The organism is Leifsonia sp. LS1, assembly GCF_020521355.1.
In the GTDB taxonomy this organism is placed as follows: domain Bacteria; phylum Actinomycetota; class Actinomycetes; order Actinomycetales; family Microbacteriaceae; genus Leifsonia.
In genome coordinates, this window is the sequence record NZ_BPER01000014.1 from 64,921 (window position 1) to 74,900 (window position 9,980).

Annotated in this window: 14 protein-coding genes; 4 read left to right on the forward strand and 10 right to left on the reverse strand. The window is 72.8% G+C overall.

Annotated features, from left to right (window positions below; translation table 11 throughout):
- Positions 1–3 precede the first annotated feature (3 nt).
- The gene (locus LLS1_RS18540) at positions 4–1,521 is read right to left on the reverse strand and encodes an SDR family NAD(P)-dependent oxidoreductase (RefSeq protein WP_226657866.1); all 1,518 of its coding nucleotides are present in this window, start codon (positions 1,519–1,521) and stop codon (positions 4–6) included.
- A gap of 82 nt (positions 1,522–1,603) precedes the next feature.
- On the opposite strand from LLS1_RS18540, the gene LLS1_RS18545 reads away from it, so the two are divergent.
- Complete coding sequence (locus tag LLS1_RS18545) at positions 1,604–1,939, forward strand: hypothetical protein (RefSeq protein ID WP_226657867.1); 336 nt, start codon at positions 1,604–1,606, stop codon at positions 1,937–1,939.
- Positions 1,940–1,972: 33 nt separating this feature from the next.
- On the opposite strand, the gene LLS1_RS18550 is transcribed toward LLS1_RS18545, so the two are convergent.
- From LLS1_RS18550 to LLS1_RS18560, 3 genes are read right to left on the reverse strand one after another with little or no spacing between them, the layout of a single operon-like run.
- Positions 1,973–2,254 (reverse strand): DUF6510 family protein, encoded by a 282-nt coding sequence (locus LLS1_RS18550; protein WP_226657868.1) that lies wholly within the window; start codon positions 2,252–2,254, stop codon positions 1,973–1,975.
- Positions 2,251–3,006 carry an FAD-binding oxidoreductase gene (locus LLS1_RS18555; protein WP_226657869.1) on the reverse strand — a complete coding sequence of 252 codons (756 nt, stop codon included), beginning with the start codon at positions 3,004–3,006 and terminating at the stop codon, positions 2,251–2,253. Before LLS1_RS18555 ends, LLS1_RS18550 begins: the two co-directional genes overlap by 4 nt.
- Positions 3,003–3,596, reverse strand: a complete 594-nt coding sequence (locus LLS1_RS18560; protein WP_226657871.1) for a sulfite oxidase-like oxidoreductase — start codon at positions 3,594–3,596, stop codon at positions 3,003–3,005. Before LLS1_RS18560 ends, LLS1_RS18555 begins: the two co-directional genes overlap by 4 nt.
- A gap of 62 nt (positions 3,597–3,658) precedes the next feature.
- Here LLS1_RS18560 and LLS1_RS18565 point away from each other — a divergent pair, with 62 nt between their 5' ends.
- Genes LLS1_RS18565 through LLS1_RS18575 form a run of 3 tightly spaced genes read left to right on the forward strand, consistent with a single transcriptional unit; the run spans position 3,659 to position 6,130 of the window.
- Positions 3,659–4,789: a ThiF family adenylyltransferase gene (locus LLS1_RS18565; RefSeq protein ID WP_226657873.1), complete on the forward strand. Its 1,131-nt coding sequence runs from the start codon at positions 3,659–3,661 to the stop codon at positions 4,787–4,789.
- Between the two features lie 20 nt (positions 4,790–4,809).
- A complete protein-coding gene (gene moaA, locus LLS1_RS18570; RefSeq protein WP_226657875.1) occupies positions 4,810–5,892 on the forward strand; it encodes a GTP 3',8-cyclase MoaA in 1,083 nt (360 codons plus the stop codon).
- Positions 5,885–6,130, forward strand: coding sequence for a MoaD/ThiS family protein (locus tag LLS1_RS18575; RefSeq protein WP_223360391.1), 246 nt, complete (start codon positions 5,885–5,887; stop codon positions 6,128–6,130). Before moaA ends, LLS1_RS18575 begins: the two co-directional genes overlap by 8 nt.
- A gap of 15 nt (positions 6,131–6,145) precedes the next feature.
- On the opposite strand, the gene LLS1_RS18580 is transcribed toward LLS1_RS18575, so the two are convergent.
- The 6 genes from LLS1_RS18580 to LLS1_RS18605 form a co-directional block, all read right to left on the reverse strand.
- On the reverse strand, positions 6,146–7,171 hold the full coding sequence (locus tag LLS1_RS18580; RefSeq protein WP_226657877.1) for a sulfate/molybdate ABC transporter ATP-binding protein: 1,026 nt from the start codon (positions 7,169–7,171) through the stop codon (positions 6,146–6,148).
- A complete protein-coding gene (locus LLS1_RS18585; RefSeq protein ID WP_226657879.1) occupies positions 7,168–7,956 on the reverse strand; it encodes an ABC transporter permease in 789 nt (262 codons plus the stop codon). Before LLS1_RS18585 ends, LLS1_RS18580 begins: the two co-directional genes overlap by 4 nt.
- Positions 7,953–8,759 (reverse strand): molybdate ABC transporter substrate-binding protein, encoded by an 807-nt coding sequence (modA, locus tag LLS1_RS18590; protein WP_226657881.1) that lies wholly within the window; start codon positions 8,757–8,759, stop codon positions 7,953–7,955. Before modA ends, LLS1_RS18585 begins: the two co-directional genes overlap by 4 nt.
- Entirely contained in the window at positions 8,756–9,160 is a 405-nt protein-coding gene (locus LLS1_RS18595) for a molybdopterin-binding protein (RefSeq protein ID WP_223360395.1), read from the reverse strand. Before LLS1_RS18595 ends, modA begins: the two co-directional genes overlap by 4 nt.
- Positions 9,161–9,200: 40 nt before the next feature.
- On the reverse strand, positions 9,201–9,623 hold the full coding sequence (locus LLS1_RS18600) for a molybdenum cofactor biosynthesis protein MoaE (RefSeq protein WP_223360396.1): 423 nt from the start codon (positions 9,621–9,623) through the stop codon (positions 9,201–9,203).
- Positions 9,620–9,980 (reverse strand): molybdenum cofactor biosynthesis protein B (locus LLS1_RS18605; RefSeq protein ID WP_226657882.1); only part of this gene is annotated, 361 nt, incomplete at its 5' end. The genes LLS1_RS18605 and LLS1_RS18600, both read right to left, overlap by 4 nt.

Here is a 9,980-nt window from a genome sequence, read left to right on the forward strand (position 1 = left end):
CGCTCACCACGCCGACGCGCGGTAGTCCTTGAGAAACACACCGTAGACATCTTCGCCGGCTTCGCCGCGGACGATCGGGTCGTACACGCGCGCGGCGCCGTCGACGAGGTCGAGCGGGGCGTGGAAACCCTCCTCGGCGAGCCGCACCTTCGTGTAGTGCGGGCGCTCGTCGGTGATCCAGCCCGTGTCGACACTGGTCATCAGGATGTTGTCGGTCTCGAACATCTCGCCGGCGCTCGTGCGCGTGAGCATGTTCAGAGCGGCCTTCGCCATATTGGTGTGCGGATGGCCGGGACCCTTGTAGCGGCGGCCGAACACGCCCTCCATCGCGGAGACGTTGACGACGTAGGCGCGGCCCGCCTCGACGGCGGCCATGGACGGGCGCAGCCGGTCGATCAGGATGAACGGCGCGGTCGTGTTGCAGAGCTGGACCTCCAGAAGCTCCAGCGGGTCGACGTCGCCGATCGCCTGCGTCCAGCTGTTGACGCGCTTGACGTCGGGGACGAGCCCGCCCGCGTCGATCGCGGTGCCGTCGGCGTGCTTGGCGAGCGACGACGAGCCCGGCGCCATCGCGAGCGCCGCGAGATCGTCCGCCGTGAGCGCGCCCGGGCCGGCGAGCTGCGCGACCGTGCCGGCGATCGTGGCGCTCGACAGCAGCGGATGGGCGGCCACCGACGCCTCCAGTGCCTGCGGATGAGGGTCGGCGGTGTGGCCGAAGGTCTCCATCTCGGGCAGCGGACCGTCGGGGAGGGGCTGGGACTCCGCCTCGGCCAGCAACGAGTACGAGCCCGGGGACCGGCGCACGGTCTGGGCGGCGTTGTTGATGAGGATGTCGAGGGGACCGTGCGCGGCGACCGAGTCGGCCAGCGCGATCACCTGCGACGGGTCCCGCAGGTCGATCCCGACGACGCGGAGGCGGTGCAGCCACTCGGCGGAGTCGGGCAGCTGCGAGAAGCGGCGCACCGCATCGCGGGGGAACCGTGTCGTGATGGTCAGGTGCGCACCGTCGCGCAGCAGGCGCAGGGCGATGTGCATGCCGATCTTCGCGCGGCCGCCGGTCAGGAGGGCGCGCTTGCCCCGCAGATCGGTGCGGGCGTTGCGCTTGGTGTGGCTGAACGCGGCGCAGGAGGGGCAGAGCTGGTGGTAGAACCAGTCCACCTCGGTGTAGTCCTGCTTGCAGATGTAGCAGGCGCGCGGCTTGAGCAGCGTCCCGGCGGAGGTGGTGCCGGTGGAGCTCGACGTCAGCTCGCGCCCGCGTGTCTCGTCGTCGATGCGATCCGGCGCTCCGGTGGCGGTCGCGGCGACCACCGCGCGGTCGGCCTCGGCGACCGCATCCCGCAGCTCCCGCCGACGCGCCTGCTTGACGGCCTTGAACATGTGACCGGTCGCCTGGCGCACGGCGACGAAGTCGGGGTGCTCCCGGTCGAACGCGTGAAGGCTCCCGAGCACGCGGAGGGTGATCGCCAGCTCGGCCGGGTCGATGCCGGCGGGGGAGTCGGAGGAAGGGGTCGTGGATGGCACCGGAGAATTCTACGGTGCCCTGCTGGACGGGCACTGCCTGCGCCGGCGCCCGGATGCTAGGGTGCCGAAAAGGGGGTGCACCGTGAGCGTGCTGATGGAGAAGCTGGAGCGGGCGCGTCGCCGCCGTACACGGGTCGTGCTCCTGGTCGCCGGGGCGATCGTCAGCGGTGTGAGCGCCTGGCTGGCGGGGCCGTACGGTGTCGTCCTCCTCACGGTCGGCGACCCGGTCGGGTGGGCGCTCGTCGCCGTCGGCGTCGTGCTGGTCGCCGCGTGCGTCGTCGCGATCGTCGCCGCGGCGCGGGCGTGGGTGGTGCCCGCGAGCCTGCCGGGCAAAGCCAACCCGTCGTTCGACGAACCGGTGCCGTCGATGAAGCCGGACGGCGGCTACTCGATGTCGGGGTCGTACCTGGGGTCGTAGGAGCGGCACCGACGGCGGGCGCGGGCGTCCTGGTCAGATCGGCACTCGAAGCCACGCGAGGCCCCGGAGGTCGAGGCACACGGAGTCCTCCAGCTCGGTCGCCTGTGCGAGAACCTCGCCGCAGAGCGCGCACCGCAGCACCATTCCCGTGCCATGCAGATAGAGACGGCCGGCGGCGACGACGTTCTCGTCGCCGCAGTGCGCGCAGCGGCCGCGGGCCGCTGTGACGTCGACGGCGAAGAGTTCGGAGAGGAGCCCTGCGGCGGCATTGCCGTCGAGGTAGCCGGGCTCGGCCGGGTCGTCCTGGTCGGTCATGATGCACCTCCGATGCCGCCGTAGCGCTCGGTCCGGATGCGCTCGGGCGCGTGTCCGGCGTCCACCAGCCAGCCTGAGACGGTCTCGACGAACGGTGTCGCTCCGCACACGTAGAAGGTGGGTGTTTCGGCCGCGGGAACGACGGCTGCGGCCAGCGCTTCCGCCGTCAGACGCCCGGGCGGTGTCGCCGCTCCGGCCGGCGCAGCGCGGGTGTAGACGTAGTCGACAGTGAGCGGTGCTGCCGCGTCGTGGCCAAGCCGTCCGAGCTCGTCACGATAGAAGCCCGACTCCGGCGTGCGGATCGAGTAGAGCAGGCGGAACGGTGCCGTGCTTGCGGCGGCGGCGTGCGCCCGTGCCATCGACATGAGCGGCACGACGCCGGAGCCGCCGGCGATGAGCTGCACCGGGCCGGTATCGGTGGCGCGCCAGACGAACCATCCCCCGACCGGGCCGCGCACCTCCAGCTGCTCTCCGACCATCAGACCGCGCACGAGGTAGGGGGAGACCTCGCCGTCGGGGAGCTCCTCCACGGTGAGCTCGAGCTCGTCCTCCGCGACGCCGTTCGCGCCGGTCGCCGACGCGATCGAGTAGGAGCGGACGGCCTGGTAGCCGTCGGGGGCCGTCAGCCGCACATCCACGTGCTGTCCGGCGAGATGTCCGTGGAGACCGGGGATGCGCAGGCGGATGGTGCGGGCCGAGGGCGTCTCGGGCCGCGCATCGACGACGTCGGCCACGCGCCAGACGGTGCTCACCAGTAGCGCTGCTCTTTCCACGGGTCGCCGTACATGTTGTACCCGTTCTGCTCCCAGAATCCGGGCTGGTCCTGCGGCAGCATCTGCAGTCCGCTGACCCACTTGGCGCTCTTCCAGAAGTACAGGTGGGGCACGAGCAGACGCGCGGGACCCCCGTGCTCGGGAGCGAGGTCCTCCCCGTCGAAGCTGTGCGCGATCCACGCTTTGCCGTCGAGCAGGTCGGCGAGGGGGACGTTCGTGGTGTATCCGCCGTAGGAGTGCGCCATCGTGTACTCGAAGGCGGTGTCCACCTCCGCGAACAGGGTGTCGAGGGCGACGCCCCGCCATGACGTCCCCAGCTTCGACCAGCTGGTGACGCAGTGGATGTCCGTGCTGACGTCCTCCTGTGGGAGGGCTTGGAACTCGGCCCAGCTCCAGCGGCGGACGTCGCCGGTCTCGGTGGTGATCGTGAACGCCCAGTCCTCTTTCGAGATGCGTGGCGTCGGACCGGCCGACAGCACCGGGAATCCGTCCGTGGCGTACTGGCCGGGCGGAACGCGCGGGTCGTCGTTTCTGCGACGCCCCAGGAATCCGGAGGAGACGATACCCATGCGCGAAGCATATTGCGCCGGGCCGCGCGACACGAGACCCTGCGACATGGTTGGCTGTGCGTATGGCCTTTCCGCCGCTCGTCGAACCCGCTCCCGAGCTCTCCGCCGAGCACCGGGCGCGCTACGCGCGCACCACCAGGCTCCCCGGCTTCGGGATGCTCGCGCAGCGCCGGCTGCACGCGGCGCGGGTCCTCGTGGTGGGGGCGGGCGGCCTCGGCTCCGCTGTCCTGCCGCTGCTGGCCTCCACCGGTTTCGGCACCATCGGGATCGTCGACGACGACCGCGTCGAGCCGAGCAACCTGCCCCGCCAGACTGTGCACACGCCCGCGGACATCGGCCGCCTCAAGACCGATTCGGCCGCCGAGACGGTGCGCGCCATCGATCCGGAGAGCGAGGTGCGGCTCTTCGCCGAGCGGCTGACGGCGGCCAACGCCCGGGAGATCATCGCCGGGTTCGACCTCGTGCTCGACGGCAGCGACAACTTCCCGACCCGCTACCTCGTCAATGACGCTGCCGTGCTCGCCGGCGTGCCGGTCGTCTGGGGCGCCGTGCACCAGGCCGGTGGTCAGGTGGGACTCAGCTGGGCGGCGCAGGGACCGCACTATCGCGATCTGTTCCCCGTGCCACCCGAGCCCGGCAGCATCCCGAGCTGCGCCGAGGCGGGGGCGCTGCCGAGCGTCTGCGGCACGATCGGATCGCTGATGGTGGGCGAGGCGATCAAGCTCGTCACCGGCACGGGCGAGCCTGTGCTCGGCCGGGTGATCGTGCACGATGCCCTGCACGGGACCTTCCGCGAGGTCGCGTACGAGCGCGACCCGGCGGGCGAGCCGGTCACCGGCCTGATCGACTACGACGCGTTCTGCGGAGTCTCGGACACCGTCTCGGCGGGGGAGCTGCACGCCCGCCTCCTCGCGGGCGAGCCCCACACCCTGCTCGATGTGCGGGAGCCGTGGGAGGCGGACATCGCGGAGATCCCTGGCTCGCTGCTGGTGCCGCTCGGGGTGGTGCAGCGTGACCCGGCCGGTGTCGCGGCGCGGCTCGGCACCGAGCCGCTCGTCCTTGTCTGCCATCACGGCGTGCGCGCCGAGACCGCGCGCCGCCTCCTCGCCGACGTGGGAGCGCCCGGGCTCGTGCTCGCCGGCGGGATCGACGCGTGGGCGCGCGACGTCGATCCGTCCCTGCCGCGCTACTGACCGCGGGCTAGGGTGAGGACATGACCGCCGTCAACCTCGGCTCGCCCGCGCGGATCCCCGTGCGCTCCGGCGGCGGCGACGCGGTGGCGCCGAGCCTCGCCGGTCGTCCCGAGCATCCGGGACTGATCGATCGCTTCGGACGGGTGGCGCGGGATCTGCGTGTCTCCGTCACCGAGAAGTGCTCGCTGCGCTGCACCTACTGCATGCCGGCCGAGGGCCTGCCCACGATCCCGCGCGAGAGCCTGCTCACGGCCGCGGAGATCGCCCGGCTGGTCGGCATCGGGGTGCGTGACCTGGGTGTCAGGGAGGTGCGGTTCACCGGCGGCGAGCCACTCATGCGCGCCGACCTCTCCGAGATCGTGGCGCGGTCGGCGGAGGTCGCCCCCGGCGTCGATCTCAGCATCACGACCAACGGCATCGGGCTGGACCACCGCCTGAGCGCGCTCGTCGCCGCCGGTCTGACCCGGGTCAACATCTCGCTCGACACCGTCGACCGTTCGCATTTCGCACGCCTGACCCGTCGTGACCGCCTGCCCGCCGTGCTCGCCGGCATCCGAGCGGCCCGCGACGCGGGACTCACCCCGCTCAAGGTGAACGCCGTCATGATGCGCGACACCCTGGCCGACGCGCCGGAGCTGCTCGCGTGGGCGCTCGACAACGGCTGCCGCCTCCGCTTCATCGAGCAGATGCCGCTCGATGCGGACCGCGCGTGGGCGCGGGACAACATGGTGCCGGCGAGCGAACTGCTGGAGACGCTCGGCACGCGCTTCGCGCTCACGGAGGCGGGACGGGACGACCCCTCCTCTCCCGCAGAGGAATGGCTGGTCGACGGCGGTCCGGCGACGGTCGGCATCATCGCCTCCGTCTCGCGCTCGTTCTGCGCCGCCTGCGACCGCACGCGCATCACGGCGGAGGGGACCGTGCGATCCTGCCTGTTCGGCGACGAGGAGACCGACCTGCGCGGCCTCCTCCGAGGCGGGGCGGACGACGCCGAGATCGCCCGCTGGTGGCGCGGCGCGATGTGGGGCAAGCAGGCGGGGCACGGGATCGACGCCGCCGGCTTCCTGCCGCCCGCCCGGAGTATGGGGGCGATCGGTGGCTGACGTACTGGTGCGCTATTTCGCCGCGGCGGAGGAGGCGGCGGGATGCGCGGAGGAGCGCATCGTCCTGGCGGAGCCGACGCTGGGCGCGTTGCGGGAAGAGCTCGCCTCCCGTCACGGCGAACCGATGCGGCGCGTCCTGCGGGGCGGATCCTTCCTCGTGGACGGCGTCGTCGCGCGCGACGCAGGACGGCCGCTCGGTGAGCGGGTGGATGTCCTTCCACCGTTCGCCGGCGGCTGACGCACCGTCCGGACGTCAGAGGGGAGCGATCGACACGTCGTCGGGAGCGACGCGGAGAGCGACGGGCGTCCCCGGCGACAGCCGCAACTCCGCGACGACCGCGGCCGGAAGCAGTGCCGTGATCCGATCCGTGCGCACCCGCACCAGGTCGTCCCGCGGCTCGAGTGCGGTGACACGGGCGGGGATGCCGTCCGTTCCCACCGGATGGACCGTGACGGACGACGGCCGGATGATCGCCGTGACCGGTGTTCCGGCGCTGATCGGGTCCGTCGTCGTGCCGGCGACCTCCAGCCCGTCGTCCGTGCGGATCCCGCGCGCGGTGCGGCGGCCGGTCAGCAGACCGAGCCCGGCGATCTCCGCCGTGAACGGGTGGCGCGGGTGGCCGAGCACCTGCCGGGTCGGGCCCTGTTCGACCACCCTCCCGTCGTGCAGCACCGCGACTCGATCGGCGAGCAGGTAGGCGTCGAGGACCTCGTGCGTGACCAGGACCGCGGTGCGGCCGGCGAGCACGGCGGCGAGCGTCTGACGCAGCTCGGCGGCGATGCCGACGTCGAGGGAGGCGAGAGGTTCGTCGAGCAGCGTGAGCCGCGGCTCGGCGGCGAGCGCCCGCGCGATCGCGACCCGCTGCGCTTGACCGCCCGACAGGCCGGCCGGGCGCCGGTCGGCGAACGCATCCGCCCCGGTGCGGCCCAGCCATTCCCCGGCGTGGTCGCGGGCGGCAGCGCGTGCGAGGCCGGTCGTGCGCGCGGCGAAGGCGACGTTGTCGCGCGCGGTGAGGTGCGGGAACAGCAGCGCGTCCTGCGCCAGCAGGGCGACGCTCCTGCGGTGCGGGGCGAGCCAGGTCGACGGGAGGTCGAACAGGGTGGCGCCGTCGAGCGTGGCCGTACCCTCGTCGGGGCGGACGAGGCCGGCGAGCATCCCGAGCACCGTGGACTTTCCCGCGCCGTTCGGGCCGAGGAGGGCGAGCGTCTCTCCGGAGCCGAGAGCGAGGTCGACCGCGACGCCGCGCTCGGCGAGCGACGCCGTGAGCCGCAGCGTCATGCGGTGCGCCTGCGGAGCGGCTCGCCCGCTCCGTGAGCGACGGCGACGACGGCGATCGCGACCGCGATGAGCACCAACGACAGCGCGACTGCTGCCTCGGGGTCGGTCTCCCGCTGCACGTAGATCTCCAGGGGCAGGGTGCGGGTGACGCCTTGCAAGCTGCCCGCGAAGGTCAGGGTCGCCCCGAACTCCCCGAGGGCCCGGGCGAACGACAGCACCGCACCCGAGACGATGGCGGGCGTCACGAGCGGCAGGGTGACCCGGAACAGCACCGTCGACGGACCGGCGCCGAGTGTCGCGGCCACCGCCTCGTACCGATCGCCGGCTGTCCGCAGCGCCCCCTCCAGGCTCAGGACGAGGAACGGGAGGGCGACGAACGTCTGGGCGATCACGACCGCCGGGGTCGAGAACGCCACGGCGAGCGCACCGCCGAGCAGACCGCGGCGGCCGTAGAGGGCGAGCAACGCCAGGCCGCCGACGACCGGAGGGAGGACGAGCGGCAGCAGGATGACGGCTCGCACGAGACCTCGGCCGCGGAAGGGCACACGCGCGAGCACCACGGCCATCGGGATGCCGAGCACGAGGCAGGCGGCGGTGGCCGTCAGCGAGGTGCGCAGACTCAGCAGCAGGGCGTCCACCGACGAGGGCGAGCTGATGAGAGCCGGGAACTGCGCCCAGTCGACCTGCAGCACCATCGCCGCGACCGGGAGGAGCGCGAACAGGGCGCCGGCCCCGGCGATCACGAGAAGCCAGGCCGGGATGCCGGTCGCGGGCCGGTTGCTCACGGTGCGCCGAATCCGGCGGCCCGCAGCACCCGCTGCCCGGCCGGACCCGTCACGAAGGCCAGGAAAGCCTTCCCGCCCGCCGTGTTCGCGCCCTGCCCGACGGCCGCGATCGGATACGTGTTGACCACGCCCTTCGCCTCGGGGAAGGGCACCGAGCCGACCGCGTCGCCCGCACCCCGGACGTCGGTCGCGTAGACGATGCCCGCGTCGGCCTCGCCGGCGATCACTTTGCCGAGGACGTCCGTGACCGAGGACTCCTCGCTGACCGGCGCGAGCGTGGTGCCGGTCGCGGCCTCCACCTTCGCCGTCGCCGCCCCGCACGGCACCTGTGGTGCGCAGACGACCGTGGCGACGCCCGGCTTCGAGAGATCGGCGAAGCCGCCGATGTGTGCGGGGTTGCCTTTCGGCACGGCGATCGCGAGCACGTTCGTGGCGAAGTCGACCGGGTCGCCCGCGGTGACGCCGGCCGACACCGCCTTCTTCATGGTGGCTTCGTCCGCGGAGGCGAACACGTCGGCGGGCGCGCCCGCGGTCAGCTGGGTGACGAGGTCGGATGATCCCGCGAAGCTGAAGGTCACCGCGCTGCCCGGGTTCGCCTTCTCGAACTCGGCGCCGAGTGCGGTGAAGGTGCTCGTGAGCGACGCTGCAGCGAACACGGTGATCGTGCCCGTCGCCCGTCCCGTCGCCGAGGAGGTCGGGGATGCGGTCGCGGAGGACGAGCCGGCGGCCGAGCAGCCCGTCACGGCGAGGAGCAGGACGGCGAGGGAGGCGGTCGCAGCCGCCAGGCGCCTCCCCGCGGTCACGACGATGCCCCCGGGGTCTCGACGATGACGGTGGTGGCCTTGACGACCGCGACGGCGACCGAGCCGGGCTCCAGCCCGAGCTCGCGCACGGCCTCGCTGCTCATGAGCGAGACGACACGGTGCGGGCCGCACTGGAGCTCCACCTGGGCCATGACGCGATCGGCGACGATGTCCGTGACGATGCCCACGAACCGGTTACGGGCCGATCGGCCGACTCCGGACGGGTCGTCGGGCAGCACGGCGTTCTGCTTGGCGAGCACCGCGAGTTCCAGGCCGTCGACCACGGTGCGTCCGGCCCCGTCGTGTTCGCTCGACAGCAGCCCGCCCTCGATCCAGCGGCGCACGGTGTCGTCCGAGACTCCAAGGAACCGTGCTGCGTCTTTTACCCGTATCTGCGGCATGACTGTCATCATAGAGTCGCATCCGCGGTTGCGGGAGAGGTCAGAGGCCGACCCACTCCGAGGCTCCGGTGGCGAAGTGCTGCCGCTTCCAGATCGGCACGCCGGCCTTGATGGCCTCGACGAGCTCGGCGCACGCGGCGAACGCCTCCGCCCGGTGCGGCGCCGCGACGGCCGCGACCAATGCGAGATCGCCGACCCTCAGCGACCCGACCCGGTGTTGCGCGGCGACCCGGAGCCCGGTGCGTGCGGCGACCTCCTCGCAGCAGGCGCGGAGGAAGGACTCGGCGTCGGGATGCGCGCGGTAATCGAGGGAGACCACCGCCTGGCCCCCGTCATGGTCGCGCACGATCCCGTGGAAGCAGACGACGGCTCCGGCTTCCGCGCGCCAGACGAACTCGTCCGCGATCCCGGGATCGAGCGTGGCGGCGCTGATCTCGGCGAGCACCGCCCCCGCCGCCGTCATCGCCGGCCTCCTCGGTGGTCGCCGCCGGCGATCTGGTCGAGCAGGTGCGGCAGCAGCTCGGCCAGCACCGCGAGACCGTCGGCGACCCCTCCACGAGACCCCGGCAGGTTCACGACGAGGGTCGTGCCCGCGACGCCCGCTCGTCCCCGGCTGAGGGCCGCGAGCGGCGTGCTCGCCGCTCCTCGGGCGCGGAGCGCCTCGGCGATGCCGGGCAGCTCCCGGTCGAGGACGGCGGCCGTCGCCTCGGGGGTGAGGTCGTCGGGAGCGAGGCCCGTGCCTCCGGTCGTGAGCAGGACGCGCGGCCCCTCGGCGACCGCCGCGCGCACCGCGTCCCCGACCGCGCGGTCGGGCACCACA

Bases quoted from the DNA above. Each gene is read 5' to 3' on its own strand.
- LLS1_RS18550 (WP_226657868.1), bottom strand. From the start codon at position 2,254: ATGACCGACCAGGACGACCCGGCCGAGCCCGGCTACCTCGACGGCAAT.
- LLS1_RS18560 (WP_226657871.1), bottom strand. From the start codon at position 3,596: ATGGGTATCGTCTCCTCCGGATTCCTGGGGCGTCGCAGAAACGACGAC.
- LLS1_RS18565 (WP_226657873.1), top strand. From the start codon at position 3,659: ATGGCCTTTCCGCCGCTCGTCGAACCCGCTCCCGAGCTCTCCGCCGAG.
- moaA (WP_226657875.1), top strand. From the start codon at position 4,810: ATGACCGCCGTCAACCTCGGCTCGCCCGCGCGGATCCCCGTGCGCTCC.
- LLS1_RS18580 (WP_226657877.1), bottom strand. From the start codon at position 7,171: ATGACGCTGCGGCTCACGGCGTCGCTCGCCGAGCGCGGCGTCGCGGTC.
- LLS1_RS18595 (WP_223360395.1), bottom strand. From the start codon at position 9,160: ATGCCGCAGATACGGGTAAAAGACGCAGCACGGTTCCTTGGAGTCTCG.
- LLS1_RS18600 (WP_223360396.1), bottom strand. From the start codon at position 9,623: ATGACGGCGGCGGGGGCGGTGCTCGCCGAGATCAGCGCCGCCACGCTC.